This is a genomic window from Nocardioides flavescens, assembly GCF_009823805.1.
Lineage (GTDB): Bacteria > Actinomycetota > Actinomycetes > Propionibacteriales > Nocardioidaceae > Nocardioides > Nocardioides flavescens.
This window is the reverse complement of record NZ_WUEK01000007.1, coordinates 66,137-92,574: the sequence shown is the minus strand read 5'-3', so window position 1 is coordinate 92,574 and position 26,438 is coordinate 66,137. Positions and strand designations below refer to the sequence as shown.

Below are 26,438 nucleotides of genomic sequence, written 5' to 3'. Positions count from 1 at the left end.
TCGTTGCACGACCTCCTCGACCAGCGGTGGTTGAGGAAGGACGAAGTCCTGTCTCGAAACCACTCCCGGCCGGACTACGCCAGCGGGTTCGTCTCGCCGTGGATGCGCCCGTCGGTGGCGGCGAGCCGTCGCCCGGAGCCGCCCCAGCGACCGGCGATGATCTCGGCGGCGATGGAGATCGCGGTCTCCTCGGGCGTGCGAGCACCGAGATCGAGGCCGATGGGGCTGGAGAGCCGGGCGATCTCCTCGTCGCTGAGCCCCACCTCGCGCAGCCGCTCGAGCCGGTCCTCGTGGGTGCGCCGCGAGCCCATCGCCCCGACGTACGCGATCTCGGGCATCCGCAGCGCGACCTCGAGCAGGGGTACGTCGAACTTGGGGTCGTGCGTCAGCACGGTGACGACCGTGCGGGGGTCGATGCGCCCGGCCTCGGCCTCGGCGGTGAGGTAGCGGTGGGGCCAGTCGACGACCACCTCGTCGGCCTCGGGGAAGCGGCTGGCGGTGGCGAAGACGGGGCGGGCGTCACAGACCGTGACGTGGTAGCCCAGGAAGGCGCCGACCCGGGCCACCGCGGCCGCGAAGTCGATCGCGCCGAAGACCAGCAGCCGCGGCTTGGGTGCGAAGGCCCAGACGAAGACCCGCATGCCTTCGCCGCGGCGTTCGCCGTCGGGGCCGTAGGTCAGCGTCGCGTTGTGGCCGGCGGCGAGGAGCCCGAGCGCGTCGTCGCGGACGGCGTCGTCGGCGCGCGGCGAGCCGATGGAGCCCGCGACCTCGTCGTCGGGGCGTACGACGACCCGCCGTCCCAGCCACGCCGGGTCGGGGTGCTCGATGACGGTGGCGAGCGCGACCGGGCGCCCGGCCTCGACGTCGGCGGCGACCTCGCCGAGCTCGGGGAAGGTCTCGCGCGAGACCTTCTCGACGTAGACGTCGAGGATGCCGCCGCAGGTCAGCCCGACCGCGAACGCGTCGTCGTCGGACACGCCGTAGCGCTGCAGGACCGGCTCCCCGGATGCCACGACCTCCTGGGCGAGGGTGTAGACCGCGCCCTCGACGCAGCCGCCCGACACCGAGCCGACGGCGGTCTCGTCGGGTCCGACCAGCATCGAAGCTCCGGCGGGGCGGGGTGCGGACTGGAAGGTCGCCACCACGGTGCCGACGCCGACGGTCTCGCCGGCCTCCCACCACCTCATCAGCTCGGGCAGCACGTCACGCACGGGCGATCACCTCCACCAGCTCGGCGTAGGTCGCGAGCGAGTGCCCCGCGACGAAGTCGTCGACGTGCGGCAGCGCGGCGAGCACGCCCTGCTGCACGGGCTCGTAGCCCACCTTGCCGCGGTGCGGGTTGACCCACACGACGCGGTGCGCGACCCGGTGGAGCCGCGCCATCTGCTCGCCGAGCAGGGCCGCGTCGCCGCGCTCCCAACCGTCGCTGAACACCACGACGACCGCGCCCCGGGCCGTGCCGCGCTGGCCCCACCGGTCGAGGAAGATGCGCAGCGTCTCGCCCAGGCGGGTGCCGCCGGACCAGTCGGGCACGGTCTCACCCGCGGCGACCATCGCGCGCTCGGCGTCGCGCCCGCGCATCGCGCGGGTGAGGTGGGTGAGCCGGGTGCCGACGGTGAACGTCTCGACCGTCCCGCCCTCGGCTGCGAGGCCCTGGGTGAGGCGGTGAGCGAGGCGCAGCAGCGCGTCGGCGTAGCCGCTCATCGAGCCGGACACGTCGAGCAGCAGCACGACCCGGCGTGGCTTGGTCGCGCGGCGGCGCCAGGCGACGGTCGCGGGCTCGCCCATCTGGCGCAGCGACGCCCGCAGGGTGCGGGCGGCGTCGACCTGGCCGCGGTGCCAGCGCCGATGCCGGGCGGTGCGCCGGCGCGGGGGCCGCGGGCGCAGAGTCGCCAGCATCGAGGCGAGCCGGTGCCGCTCGGCGGCCGACATCGACGCCACGTCGCGGTGGCGCAGCACCTCGGTGTCGCTGGCGGCGGCCCGGATCGTCTCGCGTTCGGCGTCGTCGCCGGCGCCACCGTCGTCCTCGCCCATCGGCAGCCCCGAGAACGTCGGCACGGCGGCGTCGGGCGCGCTCGGGCGCGGGAGCCCGTCGCGGGAGTTGAAGTAGGCCTCGTGCACCTGGTCGTAGCGCACCAGGTCGTCGGGCGAGGCGCACAGCGTCGCCCGACCGGCGTCGTACGTCGCGCGCGCGTCGTCGAGGCCGACGATCACCGCCGCCGCGAGGTAGGTCTGGGCCCGGTCGGAGGTGACCGGCACCCCGGCGGCACGCAGCGCCCGCGTGAATCCGAGCAGGATCTCGTCGGCCTGGTGGAGCGGCGCCGAGGTCACGGGCGCAGGAGCTGGTCGAGGGCCTGCTGCACCTTGAGCGCGTCCTCGCGGTACTTCACCAGCGCGCCGAGCGTGCGCGCGCTGGCCTCGAGGTCGAGCGTGGTGGAGCCGAGGTGCGCAAGCGCGCGGGCCCAGTCGAGGGTCTCGGCGACGCCCGGGGGCTTCTGCAGGTCCAGCCCGCGCAGCTGCTGCACGACCCCGACGACCTGGCGGGTGAGCGCCTCGGAGACCTCGGGGGCCCGCGAGCGCACGATCTGGACCTCGCGCTCGAGGCCCGGGTGGTCGATCCAGTGGTAGAGGCAGCGCCGCTTGAGCGCGTCGTGCAGCTCGCGGGTGCGGTTGGAGGTCAGCACCACGACCGGCGGAGTGGTGGCCGCGACCGTGCCGAGCTCGGGGATGCTCACCTGGTAGGTCGACAGCACCTCCAGCAGGAACGCCTCGAACTCGTCGTCGGCGCGGTCCACCTCGTCCACGAGCAGCACCGCCGGGCTCTGCTGCAGAGCGGCCAGCACCGGGCGGGCGAGCAGGAACCGCTCGTCGTAGAGGCTCTTCTCGGCCTCCTCGACGTCGGTCTCGCGGCCCGCCGCCTCGAGCGCGCGCAGGTGCAGGATCTGACGCGGGAAGTCCCAGTCGTAGAGCGCCTGCGTGGCGTCGATGCCCTCGTAGCACTGCAGCCGCACCAGCGGCAGCCCCAGCGTCTGGGCGATCGCCTCGGCCAGTGCCGTCTTGCCGGTGCCGGGCTCACCCTCGAGCAGGAGCGGGCGCTGCATCCGCAACGACAGGAACGTCACCGTCGCCAACGCGTCGTCGCACAGGTAGCCGGTCTCCCGCAGGCGCGCGGCGATCGCGTCGGCGGAGTCGGGAGCGAGGTCGGTCACACCAGTCAGGCTACGGTCGCGCTCGTTGGTGGAGCGTTGGGTGCTCGTACGACGGCCGGCGGCGCTCAGCTGCCGAGCAGGTCCCAGCGGTTGCCCGAGCAGTCGCGGAAGACCGCGACCGTGCCGTACTCCTCGTGGCGAGGCTGCTCGAGGAACTCCACCCCGGCCTCCACCATCCTCTCGTGGACCGGCGCGAACTCCTCGACCCGCAGGAAGAACCCCACACGCCCGTCGGCCTGCCGGCCGACCTGCGAGAGCTGCTTGGCGCCGTTCGGCAGGGCGAGCAGCAGCCCGGTGCCGCCGCCGGGCGGGCGTACCTCCACCCACCGCTTCGTGCGGCCGTCGCCGCCGACGTCGGCGCGGTCCTCCGCGACCTCGAAGCCGAGGGCTCCGGTGAAGAACGAGATCGCCTCGTCCTGGTCGAGCACCAGCAGCGTCACCAGGTCCAACCGCACGTCCGGCAGCCTAGGGCGTGCCTAGGCTGGGCCTCGTGGCGGACCTGGAGCGGGCCATCCTCGACCTGCTGGACGAGCGCGCCCCCAAGACGATCTGCCCCTCCGACGTCGCCCGTCGGATCGGTCCCGCCGACGGCTGGCGAGACCTGATGGACCCCGTCCGCGCCGCCGCCCGGCGGCTGGTCGCGGCGGGCGAGGTCGAGATCACCCAGCGCGGCGAGGTCGTCGACCTCGCGACCGTCAAGGGCCCGATCCGGATCCGTCGCCCGCTCGGGCGCTGAGGTCCGGAGTGGTTCCGAGACGGCGCTGGCGCGCCTCCTCGACCATCGTCACCGGTGGTTGAGGAAGGACGAAGTCCTGTCTCGAAACCACTCCCGCCTCCGCCAGTGGTTTCGAGACGGCGCTGGCGCGCCTCCTCAACCACCGACACCGAGGGTCAGCTGGCGGCGGGCTCGAAACTGTCGACGTCGGCGCCGGTGGCGAGGTCACCGCACTCCACGAGCGCGGCGCGGTGGGTGACGAGATAGCTCTTCGCCCCCGTGTCCCCGGAGACCTCGTCGACGATCGGGGCCCAGTGGGCGCGTCCGATCACGACGGGGTGGCCGGGGCGGCCGTGGTACGACGCTCGGGCGAGGGCCTCGTCTCCCTCGCGCTCGTGCTCGATGAGCACGCGTCGTACCACGGCCGCGTTCAGGTCGGGCAGGTCGACCAGGCTCACCACGGCCTGGTCCGCACCGCTGCTGCGCAGCGATGCGAGACCGGCTCGCAGAGAGGCCGACATGCCCGAGGACCAGTCGTGGGCGACCACGACGTCGACTCCGAGACCGTCGAGGAGGCTGACCGCCTCGTCGGCTCCGGCGCCGAGCACCACCGTCACCGCGTCGCACCCACCGGCGCGCAGGACGTCCACGCTGTGCTGGACCCACGACGTCCCGTCGGAGTCGTGCACCAGGGCCTTGGGCCGGCCCATGCGGGAACCGGCGCCGGCGGCGAGGACCATCCCGTGCGCGCCCATCAGCGGGGGAACGCCTGGTCGTAGATGCCCTGCAGCTCGCCGTCCGCGCGACCGGAGAAGCCGCAGACCGCGACCTGGCCGTCGGTGGCGGAGACGAGGTAGGTGCCGCCCACCTCGAACTGCGTGGACTGGATGAGCGACTGCATCGCGGCGGCGGGGGCGTCGACCACGACGGTCTGACCGACCTCGCCGGTGAAGACCTCGCTGGTCTGCAGCGTGACGCGGTCACCCTCGATCGCGGTGACGGTGCCCTCGAAGGCCTGCTGCTGGGCGGCGATGAACGGCGCGGACGGGGCGGCGCAGCGGCCCGGGGTGGTCGTCGGGGCGGTGAGCTCGGTGGTGCCGGCAGTGGCGCCGTTCGTGGCCCCACCGGCGTCGGCACTGGGGGCGGTGGCGCTGCTCTCGACGGAGGGCCCGGCGCTGGGCGCCGGGTCGGAACCGGAGTCGAGAGCGGAGAGGGCGAGGCCGGCGGCGCCGGCGATCACGGTGGCGGCTGCAGCGGCGACGAGCCAGGTGGTGCGGCCGCGGCGGGGAGTGGCCTCGGCGGTGTCGGGACGGGCGTCGAGATCGGTGCTCATGATGTCCTCCAACAGCTCGGAGACGGCGGCCTGGTCGGCCGGGGCGAGGGTGCGTGCCGGGTCGGCGGTGCGCAGCAGCGCGCGCAGCTCGTCGTCGGTGTCGAACCCGTGACGGTCGGTGTGAGTGTCGTCGTCGTGGTGCTCGGTCATCGGTCGCTCCCTCCTTCCACCTGTCCATGTCCGCCTGCAGCGTCGATCTTTCGCATCTCGTCGACGAATTTCTGACGGGCCCGGTGCAGCCGGATGCTGGCGGCGTTGGGCGTGATCTCGAGGGCCTGGGCGATCTCGGAGGGCCCGAGCTGCTCGAAGGCCCACAGCCGCAGCAGCTCCGCCTCCTCCTTGCGCAGCGCGGCGAGGGCCAGGCTGACGCGCGGGTCGGGCTCGTCGGCCTCACGGGTGGCCTCGGGCGGCGGGTCGACCACCGCGATGCGGGCGGTGACGCGGCGTTGGCGGCGTTCTCCGCGCTGGGCGTTGGCGAGGGAGTTCTTCGCGACGCCGTAGACCCACGGCAGGGACGGCTCGGGCACCTCGTCGAGGCGACGCCAGCACACGAGCAGGGTGTCGGCGAGCACGTCCTCGGCGGTGTCGGGATCCGTGCGCCGGACGAGGTAGCGCCGGACCGGCTCGACGACCTCGGCAGCCAGCGCCTCGAACCGCTCGCGGCGTTCGGCATCGGTCGCGGGCACGGCGCCAGCCTGACAGGTCCGGGGACGGCACACGGCCCCGGTCCGAGGACCGGGGCCGTGCTGGGGTGCTGCTGGGTGCTGCGGGTGGGGCTGGACTCAGAAGTCCATGCCGCCCATGCCACCGTCGCCACCGGGCATCGGGGCAGCCTTCTCGGGCTTGTCCGCGACGACGGCCTCGGTGGTGAGGAAGAGCGCCGCGATGGAGGCGGCGTTCTGCAGGGCGCTGCGGGTCACCTTGGCGGGGTCGATGATGCCCTCGGCGAGCATGTCGACGTACTCGCCGGTCGCGGCGTTGAGGCCCTGACCGGGGGTGAGGCCCTTGACCTTCTCGGAGACGACGCCACCCTCGAGACCGGCGTTGACCGCGATCTGCTTGAGCGGGGCCTCGGTCGCGACGCGCACGATGTTGGCGCCGACGGCCTCGTCGCCGGAGAGGTCCAGCTTGTCGAACGCCGTGGCCGACGCCTGCACCAGGGCGACGCCACCGCCGGCGACGATGCCCTCCTCGACGGCCGCCTTCGCGTTGCGGACGGCGTCCTCGATGCGGTGCTTGCGCTCCTTGAGCTCGACCTCGGTGGCCGCGCCGACCTTGATGACGGCCACGCCGCCGGCCAGCTTGGCGAGGCGCTCCTGGAGCTTCTCGCGGTCGTAGTCGGAGTCCGACTTCTCGATCTCGGCGCGGATCTGGTTGACGCGGCCCTCGATCTGGCCGGCGTCGCCCGCACCCTCGACGATGGTGGTCTCGTCCTTGGTGATGACGACCTTGCGGGCCTGGCCCAGCAGCTCGACACCGGTCGACTCGAGCTTGAGGCCGACCTCCTCGGAGATGACCTGGCCACCGGTGAGGATCGCGATGTCCTGGAGCATGGCCTTGCGGCGGTCACCGAAGCCCGGGGCCTTGACGGCGACGGACTTGAAGGTGCCGCGGATCTTGTTGACGACCAGCGTCGACAGCGCCTCGCCGTCGACGTCCTCGGCCAGGATCAGCAGCGGCTTGCCGGACTGCATGACCTTCTCCAGCAGCGGCAGCAGGTCCTTGACCGAGCTGATCTTCTGGTTGGCGATGAGGACGTAGGGGTCCTCGAGCACGGTCTCCATGCGCTCGGGGTCGGTGACGAAGTACGCCGAGATGTAGCCCTTGTCGAAGCGCATGCCCTCGGTGAGCTCGAGGTCCAGCCCGAAGGTGTTGGACTCCTCGACGGTGATGACGCCTTCCTTGCCGACCTTGTCCATCGCCTCGGCGATGATGTCGCCCACGGTCGGGTCGGCGGCGGAGATCGACGCGGTCGCGGCGATCTGCTCCTTGGTCTCGATCTCGGTCGCCATGCTGAGCAGCTGCTCGCTGACGGCCTCGACGGCCTTCTCGATGCCGCGCTTGAGACCCATCGGGTTCGCGCCGGCGGCGACGTTGCGCAGCCCCTCGCGGACCATGGCCTGGGCGAGCACGGTCGCGGTGGTGGTGCCGTCACCCGCGACGTCGTCGGTCTTCTTCGCGACCTCCTTGACGAGCTCGGCACCGATCTTCTCGTAGGGGTCCTCGAGCTCGATCTCCTTGGCGATGCTCACACCGTCGTTGGTGATCGTGGGGGCGCCCCACTTCTTCTCGAGGACGACGTTGCGGCCCTTGGGGCCGAGGGTGACCTTCACGGCGTCGGCGAGGGTGTTCATACCCCGCTCGAGACCGCGGCGGGCCTCCTCGTTGAATGCAATCAGCTTCGGCATGACTGGTGCGGTTCCTCACGCTCAAGAGTTCAGGGTGTTGTCACTCTCATGAGGAGAGTGCCAGCCTCATGTTTAGCACTCGACCCTGGTGAGTGCAAGCGGCGTCGGGCGGCTCAGACCACGGCCAGGGAGACTGGTACGACGACCAGAGCCGCGGCTCCGGCGACGGCCAGGAGCAGCCCCGGCCCGTGCCGGTGACGCACTCCCCAGGTGCTGGCGAGCGCGGCGAGCCCGAGGCCGGGCCAGCTGAACTCCCCGCCGGTGGCGTTGGTGGCCCACGTCGAGCCGACGGCCACGGCGAGCAGCACTGCCACCACGAGGCCGCGCCGGGTCCCGGGCAGCGGCCGGTCGCGGGTGGCGGCGGCGAGGGCCCCTGCCACGACCGCGACTCCGGCGTACCAGATCCAGTGGCCGACCTGCTCGTCCCACAGGTGAGCGGTCTCGCCGGGGGCGACGTTGCCGATCGAGTTGGCGGCGAGGTGGATCCCGTGGCCGCTGGCGTAGAGCATCGACCCCACAGCGGCGGCGGCCCAGGTCGCGCGGCTCGCACGAGCGGCGGCGAGCGTCGCCAGGGCCGGTCCGAGCACGAGGAAGGGCAGCAGCAGGTCGATCCAGTCGGTCACGTGCGTGCCCCGCCCGGCCTGACCCAGGCCCTCGGGCAGGGCGCCGAGGTGGTGGCACGCGGCGTACGACAGGGCCGTGAGCGCCAGCAGCCGGTCGACCCTCCCCCGCTCCGCCGTCACCGCACCATCATCGCGGGAGCTGCGGCTGGTCGCGGCGAACCGGCGCCGGTGTCAGTCACCCGGTGAAGCTGGGGCTCCCTCGACCAGATCCGCACGGGAAGCGTGGGTTCCGTGCGGACGATCGAGTCGGGGCGGACTGACCGTGCAGAACTCATGCTTGTCGTACGAAGTTTCGTGCGGGAAGCACCAGTTCCACCGGGTACCCGGTGAAACTGGCGCGGAGCCGGCCTCAGCTGCTCGCGCGTACGACGAGCCGGGTCTCGAGCAGGCGGGGGGTGGCGGGCGCGTCGGGGTGGGCCATGGAGTCGAGGAGGAGGGCGACCATCTCGCGGCCCATCAGGTCGGGCGACTGGTGGACGGTGGTGAGCGGCGGGTGCGTGGAGGCGGCGAGCGGGGCGTCGTCGAAGCCGACGACCGAGACGTCGCCCGGCACCGCGCGGCCGGCCTCGCGCAGGACGTGCAGGGCGCCGGCGGCCATCAGGTCGTTGGCGGCGAAGACGGCGTCGAGGTCGGGGCGGCGGGCGAGGAGCTGGTGCATCGCCGCCTCGCCGCTGTCGAGGCTGAAGTCGCCGTGCTCGACGAGCGAGGCGTCGGCCGCGAGCCCGGCGGCGCGCAGGCCGTCGAGGTAGCCCTGGTGCCGGGTGCGCCCCACGACCATGTCGGCGGGGCCGGCGATGGTGGCGATGCGGGAGCGGCCCCGGGCGACGAGGTGGTCGACGGCGAGGCGCGCGCCCATGGCGTTGTCGGCGTCGACGAAGGCGCCCTGCTGGTGCTCGGTCGCCCGGCCGCCCAGGACGACCGGCAGACCACGGGCGCGGATGCGCTCGGGCAGCGTGTCGTCGTCGTGGAGGGAGAGGAGCAGGACGCCGTCGACGTGCTGGCGGGTGAGGTAGTCGTCGAGCTGCCCTCCGCGCTGGGCGGTGTGGGCGAGCAGCAGCACGAGCTGGAGCCGCGCCTGCGACAGGGCGGTGCCGATGCCGCGGATGACGCCGGCGAAGAACGGCTCGCCGAAGACGCGCTCCTCCGACTCCGCGATGACCAGGGCGACGGCGTCGGTGCGCTGGGTCTTGAGCGTGCGGGCGGCGGGGTTGGGCACGTAGCCGAGCTCGGCGATGGCGTCCTCGACCGCCTGCCGCGCCCGCTCCGACACCTGGGCGCTGCCGTTGATGACCCGCGACGCGGTGCCGCGGCCGACCCCGGCGGCGGCTGCCACCTCCTCCAGGGTCGGCCGCGTGCGCGCCGTACGGCTCATGGGGTGAGTATCTCGCGGGCGGCACCCACGAAGCGGGCGTACCACTCCCCACTCGTCTTGACCGTGCGCCGCTGGGTCGCGAAGTCGACGTGCACCAGACCGAAGCGCATGTCGTAGCCCTCGGCCCACTCGAAGTTGTCGAGCAGCGACCAGGCGAAGTAGCCCGCGACGTCCGCGCCCTGCTCGCGGGCCCGCGCGCAGGCCGCGAGGTGCGTGGCGAGGTAGGCGAGCCGGTCGGGGTCGTCCACCGTGCCGTCGGCCGCCACCCGGTCGGCCCAGGCGGAGCCGTTCTCGGTCACGACGAGCGGGAGAGAGGGGTAGTCCCGCGCGACGCGGACCAGGATCTCGGTCAGCCCGTCGGGGTCGACCTCCCAGCCGTTGGCGGCCGACGGCAGGTCGCGGTGGCCGAACTCGACCGCGTTGGTGCCCGGGTACGCCGAGGGGCGCACCACGTGACGCGTGTAGTAGTTGACGCCCAGGAAGTCGAGGGGTCGGCTCGTCACGTCCAGGTCGCCGTCGCGCACCAGGCCGTCGGGCAGCAGCGGGCCGAGGTCGGCCACCACGTCGGCGGGGTGGGTGCCGAGCAGGACGGGGTCGAGGAACCACCGGTTCTGCAGGCCGTCGATGCGCCGCGCCAGGTCGGCCGAGGCCTCGTCGACGCCGGTGACGGGGTAGAGGTTGAGCGTGATCCCGACCCGGGCGCCCGGCGCCGTGGCCCGCAGCGCGTCGACGGCCAGGCCGTGGCCGAGCAGCAGGTGGTGGCTCGCCGCCACGGCGGCCGCACCGTCGCGGACACCCGGCGCGTGGATGCCGCTGCCGTAGCCCAGGAACGCCGAGCACCACGGCTCGTTGAGCGTGATGAAGTGCCCCACCCGGTCGCCGAGCAGGTCGCCCACCGCGGCCGCGAGGTCGGCGAACCGCTCCGCGGTGTCGCGGGCCGGCCAGCCGCCGGCGTTCTCGAGGTGCTGGGGCAGGTCCCAGTGGTAGAGCGTCACCCAGGGGTCGACGTCGGCCGCGAGCAGGTCGTCGACGAGCCGGTCGTAGAACGCCGCCCCGCGCGCGTTGAGCGCCCCGTCGCGTCCCGACAGCACGCGCGGCCACGAGATCGAGAACCGGTAGGCGCCGACGCCGAGGTCGCGCACCAGCGCGACGTCCTCGGTGCTGCGGTGGTAGTGGTCGCAGGCGACCTCGCCCGTCTCGCCGCGTCGTACGGCGCCCGGCCGGGCGGCGAAGGTGTCCCAGATCGACGGCGTGCGGCCGTCCTCGGCGACCGCACCCTCGATCTGGTACGCCGCGGTCGCGGCGCCCCAGACGAAGTCGGGCGGGAACTCGCGCGGCGAGACCCCGGAGGTCGCGAACGGGTCGAGCAGCGAGGTGCTCGTGGGGCGGGGCTCGGTGGTGGTCACGACTTGATGCCGCCTTCCATGATGCCGCCGACGATCTGGCGGCCGAAGAGCAGGAACACCGCGAGCAGGGGCAGGACGCCGAGCAGCGTCCCGGCCATGACGAGGGCCTGGTCGGTGTAGTAGCCGCCCGCGAGGCGCGAGAGCGCCGTCTGGACGGTCGGGTGGTCGAGGTCGAGCACGAGGTAGGGCCACAGGAAGTCGTTCCAGCGCTCCATGAACGTCAGCAGCGCGAGCACGGCCGCCGCGGGACGCAGGACCGGCAGCACGACGTACCAGAACGTCTGCAGGATCGAGGCGCCGTCGAGGCGGGCGGCCTCGAGCAGCTCGTCGGGCACGGCCTGGACGACGAACTGGCGCATCAGGAAGACCCCGAAGCCGGAGACGACGAACGGCAGCGTGACCGCCGGCAGCGTGCCGACGAGGTGCAGCTTGGTCATCAGCATGTAGAGCGGGATCAGCCCCAGCTGCACCGGCACCATCATCGTGAGCAGCACGAACCCCAGCAGCGGCTGGCGCCCGACGAAGCGCAGCTTGGCGAAGGCGAACCCGGCCAGGCACGAGAACAGCACCACGCAGACCGTGGCCACGCCGCTGACGAGCAGCGAGTTGAGCACCGCGCGGCCGAAGCCGACGTCGGCGTTGGACAGGACCCGCTCGAGGTTGGTCCACAGCTCGCCGCCCGGCGTGAGCGGCGGCGGCACCGAGGTGATGTCGCCGTTGGGCCGCGAGGCCATGACGAGCATGAAGTAGAGCGGGAACGCCGACACGACGGTCACGAGCGCGAGCACCACCACGGTGGGACTCACCCCGAGCCGGCGCCGCGGCCGGGCCGGTGCCGGAGCCTCGGGCCGGCGTACGACGGCGGGCTCGACACGCTCGAGCTGGGCCGTCATCAGGCCACCCCCCGCAGCCGGCGCAGCAGCAGGGCGTTGACCACGGCGACGACGAGGATGACCAGGAACATCATCCAGGCGACCGTCGAGGCGTAGCCGAACTCCTGACCGGTGAAGGCCTGCTCGTAGAGGTACATCGTGAGCGTCTGGAACTGCCGGGTCGTGCCGCCGGTGATGGCGTTGGCGCCGGAGTTGAAGAGCAACGGCTCGGTGAAGAGCTGGATGCCGCCGATCGTCGCCACGAGCGTCGCGAAGACGATCGTGGGCCGCAGCATCGGCACCGTGATGTGGCGGAACTGGCTGACCGGCGAGGCGCCGTCGATCTGCGCGGCCTCGTAGAGCTCGCGCGGCACCGCCTGCAGCGCCGCGAGGAAGATCAGCGCGTTGTAGCCGGTCCAGCGCCAGTCGACCATCGTCGAGATCGCGAGCCACGACGACCAGCGGTGCTCCTGCCAGGTGATCGGGTCGACCCCGACGTGGCCGAGCAGCCAGTTGACGAGCCCGAAGTCGCGGGCGAACAGCAGCGTGAAGATGATGCCGACCGCGGCGATCGAGGTGATGTTGGGCAGCAGCACCCCCATCCGCCACAGTGTCCGCGCCCGCAGCCGCTGGTTGAGCAGCTGCGCCAGCGCGAGCGCGACGAGCAGCTGCGGGACCGTCGAGAGCACGAAGATGCCGAGGGTGTTGACCAGGGCGTTCCAGAAGTCCTCGTCCTCGAGCAGCGCGGTGTAGTTGCCGAGCCCGACCCAGCTGCGGGTGCCGAGCAGGTCCCAGTCGTGCAGGGAGACCCAGAAGGTGAACAGCAGCGGGAAGAGACCGAAGACCGCGAAGACGAGGAAGAACGGCGAGATGAAGGCGTAGCCCGCGACCTGCTCGCCGCGGGTGCCGCGGGCGCCGGCCCGCGACCCGCGACGGGCAGGCGGCGCAGTGGCGGTGGTCACCCGGCGGCCTTCTCGGCGTCCTCGACCGCGGCGTCCCAGCCGTCGGCCGGCGAGGTGTCGCCGTTCTCGACGCTGCGCATGGCGTTCTCGACCGCGTCGCGGACCGGCTGGTTCTTGGCGCCGAGGTAGACCGGCTGGAGGTTGCGCGCGCCGGCCACGAACAGCTGCCCGGTCGGTGCGTCGTTGAAGTAGGGGTTGGTCGCCTGCTGCAGCTCGGGGGTGTCGTAGAGCGTCGGGTTGGACGGCAGGTTGCCGGTCGCCTCGAACGCACCGAGCTGGCCCTCGGCGCTGGTCAGGAAGTCGACGAGCTCGACCGCGAGGTCCTGGTGGTCGCTGGAGGTCGGCACGGCCAGGAACGAGCCGCCCCAGTTGCCGCCACCGCCCGGGACGGTGGTGATGTCCCACAGCCCCTCGCCCTCGGCGCCGGTGTTCTCCTTGATGTTGTTGGTCATCCAGGCCGGGCAGGCGACGGTGGCGAAGCTGCCGCTCTTGAAGCCGGCGGTCCACTCGGTCGAGAACGACTTGAGCCGGGCGCTGATGCCGGCCTCCGACATCCCGAGCGCGGTGTCCCAGGCCTCCTTGACCGCCGGGTTCGACTCGATGACCAGCTCGCCGTCGGGGTCGAAGTAGGTCTCGTCGGCGCTCTGCATGAGGATCGAGTTGTAGGTGTTGGTCGCCGAGTCGATGAAGTGCACGTCGTCGGTGCCGATGCCCTCCTGGAACTGCTCGCCGACCTTCGTGAACTCCTCCCAGGTCGGCCAGAGGGCGGCGACCTCGGTGCGGTCGGTCGGCAGGCCGGCCCTCTCGAACAGGTCGCGGCGGTAGCACATCGCCATGCCGCCGACATCGGTCCCCAGACCGATCGTGTCGGTGCCGTCGGCCGTCGTGGCCTGCTCGTACTTCCACGGCAGCCACTGGTCCTTGCGGTCGTTCGACCCGTGGTCCTGGAAGTTCACGAACTTGTCGGCACTGGCGAGGAAGTTGACCACCTGCCCCTCCTCGATCGCGACGACGTCGCCCGGGGCGCTGCCGGCCGCGATCTTCTGGGTGAGCGCGGTGTTGTACTTGCCGAGGTCGCCCTCGCTGGTCTCGACGATCTTCACGCCGGGGTGCTCGGCCTCGAACTGGTCGTAGAGCTTCTCGTAGCCGAAGTCGCCGAAGATCGCGACGCGCAGCGTGGTGTCGCCGCCGTCGGCGCCCTCGGCTCCCCCGCAGCCGGCGAACGCCGCCGCGGAGGTCAGGATGAGGCCGATCGCGGCGGCGGTGCGGGCCGGTCGGCGGGGTCGGTGCAGGGTCATGGCGAGGTCCCGTCTCGTGGGTTTGGGAGCGTTCCCACGGAACAGTGACGGCAGTCACACCTTGACGTCAAGAGGTTGCATGGGATCGCTCCCACGACGTTGGTCCCGGTCCCGGACGAACCGCACCCCGCGGCTACTGGAGCGGCCGCGGGGTGCGGGGTCCTCGGTGGTCCAGGGAGGCCGAAGTCCTGTCTCGACACCAGCTCGACGTGCGTGGTTTCGAGACGGCCGTAGCCGGCCTCCTCAACCACCGACGCAACGGCCGGCCACCGGTGGTTGGGGAAGGACGAAGTCCTGTCTCGAAACCACACCGACTCCCCGTCGAGTGTCAGGTCACTGTCGGACCGCCAGCCCGTCGACGCGCACCACCTTCCCCCGCGAGACGACCTCGATCCGCACGACGCCGGACCGGGCCTTGGCGAACGACCCGAGGTCGACCACCCGGGCGTTCTGGTAGGAGCGGGTGGACAGGCTCACGGTGCCGATCCTGTGCCGCCCGATCCACACGCGCACCCGGCCGTGGTGACGACCACCGCCGACGACGAGCGCGAGGCCGGTCGCGTCCTGCACCCGGGTCGTCAGGCTCGTCCCGCGACGCCTGGCCTCGAGGTAGGTCCCCTCGAAGGACTTCGTGTCGGTCCAGGTGCGCCAGCCGCGGCCCCGGTCCAGGGTGCGGTCGTCGCGCGGCACGACCCAGGTCCGGGTCGCGGGCGTCGCGTCGACGTCGCCCTCGGCGTCGCGAGCCGCCACCGAGAAGGTGTGCGTCCCGCTCCGCAGCTTCGTCAGGGCGACCGACGTGCCCGAGCAGCCGAACGGCGCCCCGTCGAGCGTGCAGGCGTACGACGACCCGGTGGTCGCCCAGGCGAGGGATGCGGACCGGCTCGCGACGACCGCGCCCTCCGCGGGACCGCCGGTCAGCGTCGTCTCCGGTGCCACCGCGGTCGGCACGACCGGCGCCGTCGGCGCGCTCGCTGCCCCGGTGCCGACGCCGTTGCGCGCCGTCACCGTGAACGTGTACGCCGTGCCCGCGCTCAGCCCGGCGACCTCGGTCTGACGCTGGCTGGAGGGGACCGTCACCTGGGCACCGCCCGGCTGAGCCGTGACGACGTAGTCGACGAGGGGTGAGCCGTGGTCGTCGGGGGCGGCCCAGGCCACGGTGGCCCGCCGCTCCCCCGCGGTGGCCGTGACCGGACCCGGCGCCTCCGGGACCCCGGCCGCGCCCTCCGTGCCCGCGGGCACCGTGAGCTCGACGGAGTAGGGCTCACGCATCAGGTTGCCGCTGTGGTCGGCGACCCCGTCGACCGTCACGGTCAGCACCGTGCCGACCGCCGGAGCGGAGGCCGGCGTGAACCGTGCCCCGCGCTGCAGCAGGCGGTCGTCGTCACCGGTCGCCGGGTCGGTCGTCGTCCACGTGCCGGTCACGAGTCGGCCGTCGGCGTCGACGACGCTCAGCACGCCGTCACCCCGGGTCGAGGCGGTGCGCACGAGCCGGTCGAAGCCGAGGTCGACGACGCCCTTCTCGGCGACGCGGGCCGAGGTCACCGTCGGCAACCCCTCCTTGGTCATCGACACGTCGACGTCGAAGTGCGGTGGCAGCACGCGCAGCACGCGGCTCTCCTCGGGGCGGTAGCCGGACTTGGTCCAGCGGACCTTCCACCACCCCTCGGGGACGTCCCACCCGTAGCGGCCGTCGGTGCCGGTCTGCTGCGGGTTGGTCTGGCCGTACCACTCCGCGTCCCACGGCTCCCAGGGACCGTCGGCCGTGGGGGCGGTCAGCAGGGTCGCCGTGACGCCGCCGACCCGCTCGGTGCGGGCACCCTCGTAGACGTAGCCGCTGGGGTCGTAGATCCAGACCGGCGTGGCGGCCGGCGGCGGCGGGTCCTTCGGGCGCTTCGGGTCGTCCGGCGGTGTGCAGTCCTTGTCGCCCTTCATCTCCTCGACGAGGTCCGAGGTCAGCTTCTCGATCCCGTAGGACAGGGCCTTGTCCAGCGCCACGCCGAGCAGTCCCAGCGCGAGCGAGCCGAGCCCGAAGGTCGCGGGGGCGAAGACGGTCGAGGCGATGGAGAACGCCGCGCCCCCGATGTCGCCCAGCAGGGCGGCCAGGGCGATGTCGGAGGCCCGGTCGGTGTACTCCGCACGCTTGGCCGGCGAGCAGCCGTCCGCGACGTCGAGCGCCTTGCGCAGGTCCTTGTACTTGCCCCCGGAGGTGACCGCCGAGACGAACGAGTCGAGCGACGTCGCCCCGAAGAAGGCCCACTGCAGCGACTCCCGGACCGCGCTGAGTCCCGGACCTCCCGAGCGTCGACCCGCCGCCGGGTCCGGCACCACCATGCTCAAGGTGAGGGTGTTGCCGCTGCGTGTCGCACTCGCGGCGTAGACCGGTGCACCGGTGCCGCGGGCCGTCTCCAGGTCGGCGGCGGTGGGGGTGTAGGTCTCGCGGGTCGTCGTCATCGTGACCCGGGCGTAGCCGCCCGGCTGCGACGGGAGCGACATCGTGAACGAGCCCGTGCGCGGTCCCGTGCCCGAGGTGTCGGGCTGGACGACGTCGCTGACGACGAAGTCGCTCAGCGGCGACGGGAGGGAGTCGCGGACCTCCTGCTCGCCGGAGTCGTCGCCCTCGAGCGACATCGGCCGCGGGTCCGCGTCGAAGTCGACCCGGATCGGGCCCTGCAGGGTGCTGCTCGACGTGGCAGCGAGCCAGGTCCCGTCGTCGCGGCGCGTCATCGGGATCCGCTCGTCGCCGATGATGGTCTCGGCACGGGTCACCAGCTCGGGTGCGTCGAAGCCGACGACCACCCCGGTCGACTGGTACGGCGAGAAGACGAACGGGAACCGCGCGACGCCCTCGCGAGGGTCGAGGTCGACCCTGCGCACGGGAGCGGCCTCGCTGCCCTGGAAGAGTGACAGGCGGGCGACGACCGGACGGTTCGGGTCCACGTCGACGACGTGCTCGGCGTCGAGCCGCTGGCCGGCGACGACCGTCGCGGCGACCAGGCTGTGACGCGGCTGCGTCCGACGCTCGGTCACCGTGACCGCCGTGCTCCAGTAGCCACCGGGCCCGGTGAGCGTCTCACCGATCACGACCCCGGCGTCCGAGATCGAGACCAGACTGCCGGCGGGCGCGCGCCCGCTGACGGGGACACGGAGGGTCGTGGAGACCGCGGGGCCGCCGATGGTCACGCCTGCAATCCCCACGACCGCGGGCGCCAGCGTCTCGGCTCCCCCGGGCCAGCGGAGCTCGACGCCCGCCGACAGGCCGGCGCCGTCCGTGCCGGCCAGCGACGGGGCCGCCTCGAGTCGGTAGCGCAGCGTGCCCGTCCCTGAGGTGGGGACGTCCCCGAGCGCCACGTCGACGTAGCCGTCTCCAGCGGTGCCCTGCACCGGTCGTCCGTCGAGCAGGAGGCTGCCCGGCACGAGGGTGGAGCCTTGCGGCACGCTCACCCGGGCGACGACGTCCGACAGGCCGGTGGCGGCGTTGGTCCACGTGGCGCGCAGGTCGACGTCACCGCCCGGCAGCACCTCCGGCCGGGTCGCGACGACGCGGTCCTCGGTGTTGCGGAAGTGTGCCCGGTGCGACAGCCGCAGCACGCCGAGGTCGACGCCGGGCTGCCCTGGGTCGATGCTGAGCGCCCTCTCGACCGAGGTCCCGCTGGACGACGAGACGACGAGCGCGTAGCGCCCGGCCCCGGGTGCGTCGAGGCGCAGCGTGGACGACCACATCGTCGACCTCGAGACCAGCTCGCGGCCTGCGTCGCCGACGCGGTGGAGGGTCGCGAACACCGGCGCGACCCGCGCATCGGTGGCGACGTCGCGGACCTCGGCGTTGATGCGGACCGGGTCGCTGGTGTGCAGCTCGATCGAGGTCGGCTCGGTGCCCGTCCCCAGCGTGGCCTGGGCGCAGGCCGAGCCGTAGCGGCACAGGCGGACGACCTGACCCGGCCGAGCGGTCAGCTGCGCGGTCGTGCCGCTCGTCGTGGACGGCTGGATGTCGGCGTAGCGGGTCTCGCCGTCGATGCTGATGGCGAGACCCAGGCCCAGGAAGGTGGCGGGGTCGAGCCGGGCCGGTCCGATCTCCTCGGCGCCAGGCGCCCTGGTGAAGATGCGCAGGTCGACCCGGTAGAGGCGCGGACCGAACAGCGACACGTCGCGCGAGACCCGCGCCGCGCCGAGGTCGAGCTCGACCTCGGCCGCCAGCGCGTCCTTGCGCACCGTCAAGCTGGCCGAGCGGCGCAGGCCGGTGACCTCGTAGGTGCCGTCCACGGCGCTGGTGGTCCGCTCAGAGCGCACCTGGCCGTTGTGCAGCTGGCGCAGCTCGACGCTCGCCCCGGCGACGGGCTGTCCGGCCTCGTCGCGGACGACCCCGGTGAGCGTCGAGCGGGGGAGGTCGCGGACCGTGACGTCGAGGTGGTTGGTGCCGCGGGTCAGGGTGATCACGCGGGCCTGCTCGGCGACGAACAGCTGGTCGGCGTCGAAGCGCACCTCGGCCGACACCTCGGTCCCCTCGAGCAGTCCGTCGAAGCTGACGCCGCCGGTGCGGTCCGTCTCGCGCAGGGCGAGGAACTCCTTCGTCCCCGCGTCGCGGAGGAGCACCTCGGTCCCCGTGACGGCATCACCGCGCTCGTCGCGGAAGGAGATCTCGAGCGTCGCATCGAGCGGCGGCTCGAGCGTGGCCGCGGCGGCGAGGCCGCCTCGCACCATCAGGCCGGTGGCCCGGGCCCGCGTCGTGCCGCGGTCGTCGACGAAGCGGACGACGTAGTCGTCGGCGGCCAACAGATCGTCGAAGACCATGCTCGTGCCGCCGTCGGCCCGGCCTACCCTGCTCTGGTTCGCTGTCTCGCTGGACACCTGGACGCTCGACCAGACCAGCGCCCCGGCCGGCGCGTCGACCGTGACGGCGAGGTGGCTGCTGACGGTGACGGGCGCCCGCGTGGCGGCCTTCTCCAGCGAGCCACCCTGACCGTCGGAGACGGTGCCGCGGACCGATCGGATGCCGGCGATGCCGTCGGCGAGCACGAACCCGCCACGGTAGGTGCCGGGGGCGTCGACCGCCTCGGTGAGGGGTACGACGGAGGTCACCTCGCGCGGGGTGTCGAGGAGCCGGTGTGCCTCGTCGTACCACGACAGGTGGGTCACGGCCGCGGTCACGAGGCGGCCGGACTCGGCCGCGACGGAGAGCGACGCGGTGGAGCCGTAGCGGGCGACGTCGGGGCGGACGGTGTCGACCGACCAGGAGACGTCACCCAGGCTCAGGGCCGGGACAGCGACCGTGGCGGTGCGGGTCCAGGGCTTCAGCACGCCACCGGTGCGGGCGAAGAGCTGGAAGGTGTGGGTCGTCGCCGCAGCCAGGCCCCGCTCGGTCGCCGTGGTGGCGTCGGCCGGCAGCGTCCGCTCGGCGACGACGGTCTCGCCGACGAGGCGGCGCAGCACGATCGCCTCGGCGCCGGGGGGCGCCTCCCAGGCGAGCGTCGCGACGCCACCGGTGGAGCCGGTGGCCTCGAGAGGACGCAGCTCGGTGGAGTCGTCGGCGAGGGTGCGCACCGTCACGGTCGGACCGCCGGTGGAGACCGAGCCGCGGCCGTCGACGGCCTCGACCCGGAAGGTGTGGCTCGTGCCGGGCTGCAGCCCGGTCAGGCGCAGGCGCCGGGTGGCGGCCGGGGTCGCCCCGACGACGGTGTCGCCGCTCAGGACGCGGTAGCCGGTGACGGCGACGTTGTCGGTCGCCTCGGTCCACTCCAGGGTCGCGGTGGTCGCGCCGAGTCCGGAGGCGACGCTGGTCAGCGCCGCGCCGGCCGGCCACGTGGGCGGCACGACCTCGCCGGTGGCGAGCACGACGAAGGCGTTGCTCGTGCCGCTGAGGTCCTTCGACGAGGTCTGCAGCGCGAGGGTGGAGAACGACGAGGGCGCGGCGATCCGGTAGACCCCCTGCGCCGCGGGGCGCCCGGCCGCCGTGCGTGAGACGAGCTCGGCCGAGTCGTCGGCGAGGTCGACGACCCACGCCTGGGTGGCCCACTCCTCCGGGTGCGCGCCGGGGCTGGCGACCAGCAGGCTCGCCCCGTCGCCGGCGAGCACGAAGTCACTGACCCCGCTGCCGCGCGGCCCGCCGTCGGCGGCGAAGAGGCCCACGACGCGGTCGGTGGCCGCGGTGCGGCGGGCGGTGCGCACCGCCCCGGAGGGGCCGTGGTCGACGCTGTCGCGCAGCGTGCCGTACGCGACCACCGAGCCGTCGTCGCTCAGCGACGGGGCGGCGAAGGTGCCGTTCCAGACCTGGAAGCCGGCGCTGAACGGGCGCGGCTGGTCGCGCTCGCCCGTGACGAGGTCGAGCACCTGCAGCGTCCACGCGTCGGCGGCGTACGACGTCCAGGCGAGCACGCGGCCGTCACGGCTGAGGTCCGCGAGCACGCCCGCGGCGCCCGTGTCCCCGACGACGCGGCGGCCGGTCTCGGCGCCGGTGGCACCGAGCTCGACGACGACCACCTGGTCGGTCTGCGGCGTCTGCTCGGTCGGGGCCGTCTCCGCCACGAGCACCAGCCGTCGGCCGTCGCCGGACAGCACCGCCGTGCGCTGGGACCAGTCGGCGCCGGTCACCGGCGCGATGCGGGTGAGTGTGCCGGTGCGGCGGTCGAGGACGAAGGCGTCGAGGTCGCCGTCCTCGTCGTCCTCGATCAGGCCCTCCTGCCGCGTCACGAAGGCCACGGTGCGGCCGTCACCGGAGAGCGCGATCCGGCCGTCCGGGATCACGAGCCGACCGGCGGCGCGCAGCGGCTCGTCCTCGCCCGTGGTGCGGTCGTGCAGCACGACGCCCGTCGCGGAGGGCCCGTCGGTCGACGTCGCGCTCGGCACGTCCTGCCGCGTGTCGCAGTCGCACGTGACCTGGGTCGCGGCGACGACCGCGACGACGTTGCCGTCGGCGCTGATCACCGGCTGCTCGGTGGCCCGCGCGGCCTGGCCGTCGATCGAGACCGGCATCGCCGCGACGTCGTAGGCCGCCGCGGGAGCGGCCGCGAGCGTCACGTCGAAGCCGTCGAGGTGTCCGGTGGCGGGGACGCTCGCCACCCGCGCGGTGCGCACGACGCCGGTGTCGCCGGCCACCGGCGAGACGACGATCCGCTGGTCGGTGGCGGCGGGGAGCAGGAGCCCGAAGCGACCGTCGCGGTCGGTGGGCACCCACGTCGTGTGCTCGCCGGCGTGCCCGGGCCCGTAGGCCTCCACCTCGGCGTTGCGGACCGGGAGCCCCTCGGGGGTGAGGGCGCGGCCGGCGACGTTGGGGCGCGCGAGCTCGAGGTCGCGCACCGCCGGCAGCGTGCCGAGGTCGAGCGAGACGGTGCGGGCGAGCATCTCGGCGGAGTCGCGCGGCGGGGCGACGGTCACCTCGACCGTCCCGGCCGGCACGTCGAGGCCGTATTGGCCGGCGGCATCGGCGCGGGCGTAGGTCCAGCCCGCCGGCGATTTCGCCTGCAGCGAGGCGCGGGGCACCGGGGCACCGCTCGGCGAGCGCACGACGCCGGTGAGGGTCGGACCGCTCAGGCGGGCGTCGACGACGAGCGGAGCGGCCGGCGAGTGGTCGCGCGTCACCGTGAACGTCGGGCCCTGGTCCCGCACCCAGCCGAACGGGTTGACGACCGGGGGCTCGACCTCGAGGCGGTGCTCGCCGGGCTGGGCGGCGAAGCCGAAGGAGCCGTCGCTGCGGCTCGTCGTCTCCTGGTTGCGGCCGCTGGTCGCCACCAGGCTGACGGTCGCGCCGGCGACGGCGGTGGTGCCGTCGGGAGCGAGCACCGTGCCACGGACGGTCGGCCGGGCGAGGGCCACGGAGGCGTCGACCGGACCGGAGCCCGCGACCGTGAACGAACGGACGGCGCTCACGTCGAGCGACGCGTCGCCGGTGGCGGGTCGTGCCTCGACCTCCCACTCCCCGTCGCCGAGGGCGAGCCGGAAGGTGCCGTCGGCGTACGCCGTCGCGCGGTGGCGCGGGGAGGCGTCGACCACCAGCAGGGCGCCGGGCGCAGGGCTGCCGTCGCTGTGGGTCACCCGTCCGGTGACGGTGGCGGGCGGCAGGACGAGGTCGACGACCTCGTCGCCGTGGCCGAGGGAGAGGTGGCTGGTCACGGTCGCCAGCGCCCCGGGGGCGTCGACCGGCGGGGTCGCGACGACGTCGTACTCGCCGGCCGGGAGGTCGGCGACGGAGTAGCGGCCCTCGCCGTTCGGCGTCGCCGTCGCCACGACCGCTCCGCCCTGGTCGAGGTCGTGGACCGCGACCGCGGTGCCGGCGACGGCCTTGCCGGTCCTGTCCGTGACGCGCCCGCTGAGCGGGACGCTCGGGTCGGCGGCCTGGGCGACCCCGGCCAGGACGGGCAGGCCCGCCGTCAGCACGAGCGCCAGGCTCAGCAGCCGCACGAGCCACGGGAGCACGGGCCCGCCGAGACGGGTGGGGTCGGACGGGAGGGACGGCACAGCCATGGCGACGGCCTTTCGAGCACGGTGGAGCCGGGTGACCGCGCGAGCGTCACCGGCGCCGTGTCCCGAGGGCCCGAGGCGCGCGTCCCGGACGGCCGGGACGTGGGGTCAGACGTCGCTCACAGGTGGCGCACGACCACGTCGGCCAGGTGGTCGGCGTTCTCCGGCAGCACCTCGAGGTAGAGGCCCGGCTCGATGAGCTCGACCTCGCTGACGCACCACCCGTCGAGGTGCATCAGGTCCACCCGGGCGTACGCCGCGCCCCCGGCCGCCGCGACCGCGCGCTCCGCGAGCTCGCCCCGCTCGGGGTCGAGCGGTGCCGCGACCGTCGTGCCGCCGTACTCCTCCTGGACGCGGATCTCCTGACCCTCTGGCCGCTTGTCGGCCTGGGTGAGCGCCCGGCCGTCGAAGACGTAGACCGACGTCTCCCCCGCCGTGCGCACCGACTCGACGAGCGGCTGCACGAGCCACGGTCCGGCGGTCAGGCCGGCCAGCCGCAGGTCGTCCACGTGGTCGGCCACGACGACGCCGACGCCGCTCGCGCCGGTGCGCGGCTTGACCACGACCGTGCCCCAGCGTTGCAGGGCGGCCGCCAGCCCCGTGCGCAGCCCCTCGTGGTGCAACAGCTCGGTGGGCACGACCGGGACAGAGCCGAGGTCGAGGAGGTAGGCCTTGTCGGCGTTGGTCTCGAACGTCGCCGCGCCGTTGAGCAGCGTCGACGTCTCCTCGACGCGGCGCGCCCAGGCCAGGAACTCCGGCAGCCGGCGGTGGTAGTCCCACACCGAGCGGGCGGCGACCAGGTCGGCGCCGGCCCAGTCGACGGCCGGGTCGTCCCAGACCGCCCAGGCGGCCTCGACCCCGTGGCGAGCGAGGGTGTCGACGAGAAGCGGACCGCCCTCGCCGTCGGGCATCAGGGCGAACGTCGCGAGCAGGACCCGGGGCACCGGACCGATCCTGTCAGGCGCTCAGCCCACCGGTCGCAGGTGCCCGAACGGCACGACCCCGTCGTCGCCGTGACCCAGCGCGGCGAGCAGCGAGGGCAGCAGTGCCTTGGCGGTGCGCTTGTAGCCCGCGGCACTGGGGTGGAACCGGTCGAGGCTGAACATCTCCTCCGGGTTGGCCACGAAGAACGGGCCCACCACGTCGGCCAGCGACACAGCGTGGGCGCCGCCGCACACGGCGGCCTGGGCCTGGGCGGCGGCGAGCTGGCGCGAGGCACGGGAGCCGAGCGCGCGCAGCGGCTGCGGCACCGGTCGCAGCGCGCCGAGGTCGGGGCAGGTGCCGACGACGACCTCCGCGCCTCGCGCGCGGAGCGCGGCCACGGCCTCCTCGAGGTGGCGCACCGACTCCGCGAGCGGCACCCGGTGGGTCACGTCGTTGCCGCCGACGACGATCACCGCCAGGTCGGGGCGGTACGCCGGGGGCAGGGTCTCGAGCTGCGCCGCCAGCATCGAGGTCTCGGAGCCGACCCGGGCCGCCGTGCGCAGGCGCACCGAGCGCCGGGTCTCGCGGGCGAGGCGGCGGGCGAGCCGCGCGCCGAGGGTGTCCTTGGGTCGCTCGGCGCCGAGCCCGGCCGCGATCGAGTCACCCAGCATCAGGAGCTCGAGCCGGTCGCCGTACGACGGCTTCCAGGTGCGGTCGGCCTGCGGCGGCACCTCGCCGAGCGGCTTGCCGATCAGCCGCCTCGCGTGCGCGGCCTGGCGCCGCAGCAGCTCCCGCGTCGCGAGGACCCCCACGGCCAGGGTGGTCGCGGTGACGATCGCCGGGGTGCGCACGACCCCATGCTCACCACACCGACCTGAACCGTGCGCGGCCCCGCGGCGACCCCGAGGTGACGATCAGCCCGGCCCGGTGGCGGGGACGTCTTGCCAGTCCCTGTCGCCCCGCTGGTTGAGGAGGTTGCGCTAGCAACCGTCTCGAAACCACTTCCGGTGCGGCTGGGTGGTTTCGAGAAGGCCTAGCGGCCTTCCTCAACCACCGTGGGGCCAGGCCCAGCGGCCTTCGTCGACCACCGCAGCCATCAGCCGCCGGCGACCGCCGGGATCACCGAGACCTGGCTCCCGTCGGGCGTGGGGGTGGCGAGGTCGTCGAGGAAGCGCACGTCGTCGTTGCCGACGTAGACGTTGACGAAGCGGCGAAGCGCGCCGGTGTCGTCGAGCACGCGGCCCCTGATGCCGGGGTAGCGCGCGTCGAGGTCGTCGAGCACCTCGAGCAGCGTGGCGCCGTCGGCGTCCACCACCGACTCCCCGCCGGTGTAGGTGCGCAGGATCGTCGGCACGCGGACCGAGACGCTCACGCCTCGGCCAGCCCCGTCTCCGCGAACGCGGCGTACGACGGGGCGATGGTCGCGGCGGGGCCGACGCGGCCCGACACGGCGTCGAGGGTCTTGAGGCCGTGGCCGGTGTTGATGACGACGGTCTCGGCCGAGGGGTCGAGCTGACCGGACTCGACGAGCTTCTTGAGCACCGCGACGGTGGTGCCGCCGGCGGTCTCGGTGAAGACGCCCTCGGTGCGGGCCAGGAGCACGATCGCGTCGCGGACCTCGTCGTCGGTGACGTCCTCGACGGCCCCGCCGGTCTCGCGGCAGATGTCGAGCACGTAGATGCCGTCGGCGGGGTTGCCGATGGCGAGGCTCTTGGCGATGGTGTCGGGCTTGACCGGGCGGATCGCGTCGACGCCGGCCTTGTAGGCGACCGAGACCGGCGAGCAGCCGGTCGCCTGCGCACCGAAGATGCGGTAGGGCTTGCCCTCGACGAGCCCGAGCTTGATGAGCTCCTGGAACGCCTTGTGCACCTTGGTCAGCTGAGAGCCGGAGGCGACCGGGATGACGACCTGGTCGGGCAGGCGCCAGCCGAGCTGCTCGGCGATCTCGTAGCCCAGCGTCTTGGAGCCCTCGGCGTAGTAGGGGCGGACGTTGACGTTGACGAACGCCCAGCCGTCCTCCTCGCCCGCGATCTCCTGGGCGAGCTTGTTGACGTCGTCGTAGTTGCCGTCGACGGCGACGAGCTGCTCGGTGAAGATCGCGGAGTTGACCTGCTTGGGCTGCTCGAGGTTGCTCGGGATGAACACCACGGTCTTGATGCCGGCGCGAGCGCCCGCTGCGGCGACGGCGTTGGCGAGGTTGCCGGTGCTCGGACAGGCGAACACCTTGGCGCCGAGCTCGCGGGCGGCGCTCAGCGCGCACGCGACGACGCGGTCCTTGAAGGAGTTGGTGGGGTTGGTGGAGTCGTCCTTGACCCAGAGCTTGGCCAGACCGAGCTCGCGGGCGAGGTTGCCCGCGTCGAGCAGCCGGGTGAAGCCGGGCTCGGTGTTGGGGCTGAGCTCGATGTCGGAGGGCACCGGCAGCAGCGCCTTGTAGCGCCAGATGTTGCGGGGGCCGGCCTCGATCTCCTCGCGGGTCACCTGCGGGAAGTCGTAGGCGATCTCGAGCGGACCGAAGCACTCCGGACAGGCGTAGAACGGACCCAGGTCGATCTGGTGGCCGCACTCGCGGCACGACAGGGCGGTGGCGTGCCCGAAGGCGCCCTCGCGCAGCTGGGGCTTCTCGGTGACGACGGCGCTCATGGGACCTCCCTCATCTTCCCGGGCCGACTCTCGGTCCGGGCGGAATTGGCACCTTTCCGCGCCGTGGTCGGCGTGGCGGTTGCCGGGACTTCGCAGGGCCGTTCCCTCAGTCCCTCTGGATGAGCGATGTCGACTGTACGGCGCTGCGTCCCGGGCGCTGAACGCGGGGACCGGAATGTGGACAACCGTCCCAGTGGGCGAGACGCCAGCGCCGCGTTCACCCGC

20 protein-coding genes and 1 riboswitch are annotated in these 26,438 nt (G+C 73.4%); of the genes, 1 reads left to right on the top strand and 19 read right to left on the bottom strand.

The genetic code is table 11. The features are described from left to right. Window positions 1-74: 74 nt before the first annotated feature. From GRQ65_RS12600 to GRQ65_RS12585, 4 genes are all read right to left on the bottom strand, one after another. Window positions 75-1,211 carry an XdhC family protein gene (locus tag GRQ65_RS12600; RefSeq protein WP_160878330.1) on the bottom strand — a complete coding sequence of 379 codons (1,137 nt, stop codon included), beginning with the start codon at window positions 1,209-1,211 and terminating at the stop codon, window positions 75-77. Beyond that, window positions 1,204-2,331 carry a VWA domain-containing protein gene (locus GRQ65_RS12595; RefSeq protein ID WP_160878329.1) on the bottom strand — a complete coding sequence of 376 codons (1,128 nt, stop codon included), beginning with the start codon at window positions 2,329-2,331 and terminating at the stop codon, window positions 1,204-1,206. Before GRQ65_RS12595 ends, GRQ65_RS12600 begins: the two co-directional genes overlap by 8 nt. After that, window positions 2,328-3,209, bottom strand: a complete 882-nt coding sequence (locus GRQ65_RS12590) for an AAA family ATPase (RefSeq protein ID WP_160878328.1) — start codon at window positions 3,207-3,209, stop codon at window positions 2,328-2,330. The genes GRQ65_RS12595 and GRQ65_RS12590 overlap by 4 nt, the downstream gene beginning before the upstream one ends. Window positions 3,210-3,274: 65 nt before the next feature. Next, window positions 3,275-3,664: a VOC family protein gene (locus tag GRQ65_RS12585; protein ID WP_160878327.1), complete on the bottom strand. Its 390-nt coding sequence runs from the start codon at window positions 3,662-3,664 to the stop codon at window positions 3,275-3,277. Window positions 3,665-3,699: 35 nt separating this feature from the next. On the opposite strand from GRQ65_RS12585, the gene GRQ65_RS12580 reads away from it, so the two are divergent. Continuing rightward, entirely contained in the window at window positions 3,700-3,945 is a 246-nt protein-coding gene (locus tag GRQ65_RS12580; RefSeq protein WP_337191691.1) for a DUF3253 domain-containing protein, read from the top strand. Between the two features lie 155 nt (window positions 3,946-4,100). Here the strand turns inward: GRQ65_RS12580 and GRQ65_RS12575 are convergent, their stop codons facing one another. The 15 genes from GRQ65_RS12575 to thrC form a co-directional block, all read right to left on the bottom strand. After that, window positions 4,101-4,679 (bottom strand): nucleotidyltransferase family protein, encoded by a 579-nt coding sequence (locus GRQ65_RS12575; protein ID WP_160878325.1) that lies wholly within the window; start codon window positions 4,677-4,679, stop codon window positions 4,101-4,103. Further along, window positions 4,679-5,407, bottom strand: a complete 729-nt coding sequence (locus GRQ65_RS12570; protein WP_160878324.1) for a hypothetical protein — start codon at window positions 5,405-5,407, stop codon at window positions 4,679-4,681. Before GRQ65_RS12570 ends, GRQ65_RS12575 begins: the two co-directional genes overlap by 1 nt. Beyond that, entirely contained in the window at window positions 5,404-5,943 is a 540-nt protein-coding gene (locus GRQ65_RS12565) for a sigma-70 family RNA polymerase sigma factor (protein WP_160878323.1), read from the bottom strand. Before GRQ65_RS12565 ends, GRQ65_RS12570 begins: the two co-directional genes overlap by 4 nt. Window positions 5,944-6,039: 96 nt before the next feature. Continuing rightward, window positions 6,040-7,665 carry a chaperonin GroEL gene (groL, locus tag GRQ65_RS12560; RefSeq protein WP_160878322.1) on the bottom strand — a complete coding sequence of 542 codons (1,626 nt, stop codon included), beginning with the start codon at window positions 7,663-7,665 and terminating at the stop codon, window positions 6,040-6,042. A 113-nt stretch (window positions 7,666-7,778) separates the two neighbouring features. Next, window positions 7,779-8,408 (bottom strand): hypothetical protein, encoded by a 630-nt coding sequence (locus GRQ65_RS12555; RefSeq protein ID WP_160878321.1) that lies wholly within the window; start codon window positions 8,406-8,408, stop codon window positions 7,779-7,781. A 229-nt stretch (window positions 8,409-8,637) separates the two neighbouring features. Then, window positions 8,638-9,660, bottom strand: coding sequence for a LacI family DNA-binding transcriptional regulator (locus GRQ65_RS12550; protein WP_160878320.1), 1,023 nt, complete (start codon window positions 9,658-9,660; stop codon window positions 8,638-8,640). Continuing rightward, window positions 9,657-11,066, bottom strand: coding sequence for a GH1 family beta-glucosidase (locus GRQ65_RS12545; protein ID WP_337191688.1), 1,410 nt, complete (start codon window positions 11,064-11,066; stop codon window positions 9,657-9,659). Before GRQ65_RS12545 ends, GRQ65_RS12550 begins: the two co-directional genes overlap by 4 nt. Beyond that, window positions 11,063-11,959, bottom strand: a complete 897-nt coding sequence (locus GRQ65_RS12540; protein ID WP_160878319.1) for a carbohydrate ABC transporter permease — start codon at window positions 11,957-11,959, stop codon at window positions 11,063-11,065. Before GRQ65_RS12540 ends, GRQ65_RS12545 begins: the two co-directional genes overlap by 4 nt. Continuing rightward, on the bottom strand, window positions 11,959-12,900 hold the full coding sequence (locus tag GRQ65_RS12535; protein WP_160878318.1) for an ABC transporter permease subunit: 942 nt from the start codon (window positions 12,898-12,900) through the stop codon (window positions 11,959-11,961). The genes GRQ65_RS12540 and GRQ65_RS12535 overlap by 1 nt, the downstream gene beginning before the upstream one ends. Beyond that, complete coding sequence (locus tag GRQ65_RS12530; RefSeq protein ID WP_160878317.1) at window positions 12,897-14,198, bottom strand: ABC transporter substrate-binding protein; 1,302 nt, start codon at window positions 14,196-14,198, stop codon at window positions 12,897-12,899. Before GRQ65_RS12530 ends, GRQ65_RS12535 begins: the two co-directional genes overlap by 4 nt. Window positions 14,199-14,531: 333 nt before the next feature. Then, window positions 14,532-22,652 carry a carboxypeptidase regulatory-like domain-containing protein gene (locus GRQ65_RS12525; RefSeq protein WP_160878316.1) on the bottom strand — a complete coding sequence of 2,707 codons (8,121 nt, stop codon included), beginning with the start codon at window positions 22,650-22,652 and terminating at the stop codon, window positions 14,532-14,534. Between the two features lie 116 nt (window positions 22,653-22,768). After that, entirely contained in the window at window positions 22,769-23,593 is an 825-nt protein-coding gene (locus GRQ65_RS12520) for an ATP-grasp domain-containing protein (protein WP_160878315.1), read from the bottom strand. 21 nt (window positions 23,594-23,614) lie between these two features. Beyond that, the gene (locus GRQ65_RS12515; RefSeq protein ID WP_160878314.1) at window positions 23,615-24,424 is read right to left on the bottom strand and encodes a GDSL-type esterase/lipase family protein; all 810 of its coding nucleotides are present in this window, start codon (window positions 24,422-24,424) and stop codon (window positions 23,615-23,617) included. Between the two features lie 245 nt (window positions 24,425-24,669). Further along, a complete protein-coding gene (locus GRQ65_RS12510) occupies window positions 24,670-24,945 on the bottom strand; it encodes a MoaD/ThiS family protein (protein ID WP_160878313.1) in 276 nt (91 codons plus the stop codon). Further along, entirely contained in the window at window positions 24,942-26,213 is a 1,272-nt protein-coding gene (thrC, locus tag GRQ65_RS12505; RefSeq protein WP_160878312.1) for a threonine synthase, read from the bottom strand. The genes GRQ65_RS12510 and thrC overlap by 4 nt, the downstream gene beginning before the upstream one ends. A 7-nt stretch (window positions 26,214-26,220) precedes the next feature. Continuing rightward, window positions 26,221-26,339: riboswitch (SAM riboswitch) on the bottom strand. Window positions 26,340-26,438: the final 99 nt, after the last annotated feature.

Bases quoted from the DNA above. Each gene is read 5' to 3' on its own strand.
- GRQ65_RS12575 (WP_160878325.1), bottom strand. From the start codon at position 4,679: ATGGGCGCGCACGGGATGGTCCTCGCCGCCGGCGCCGGTTCCCGCATG.
- GRQ65_RS12570 (WP_160878324.1), bottom strand. From the start codon at position 5,407: ATGACCGAGCACCACGACGACGACACTCACACCGACCGTCACGGGTTC.
- groL (WP_160878322.1), bottom strand. From the start codon at position 7,665: ATGCCGAAGCTGATTGCATTCAACGAGGAGGCCCGCCGCGGTCTCGAG.
- GRQ65_RS12550 (WP_160878320.1), bottom strand. From the start codon at position 9,660: ATGAGCCGTACGGCGCGCACGCGGCCGACCCTGGAGGAGGTGGCAGCC.
- GRQ65_RS12540 (WP_160878319.1), bottom strand. From the start codon at position 11,959: ATGACGGCCCAGCTCGAGCGTGTCGAGCCCGCCGTCGTACGCCGGCCC.
- GRQ65_RS12530 (WP_160878317.1), bottom strand. From the start codon at position 14,198: ATGACCCTGCACCGACCCCGCCGACCGGCCCGCACCGCCGCCGCGATC.
- GRQ65_RS12525 (WP_160878316.1), bottom strand. From the start codon at position 22,652: ATGGCTGTGCCGTCCCTCCCGTCCGACCCCACCCGTCTCGGCGGGCCC.
- thrC (WP_160878312.1), bottom strand. From the start codon at position 26,213: ATGAGCGCCGTCGTCACCGAGAAGCCCCAGCTGCGCGAGGGCGCCTTC.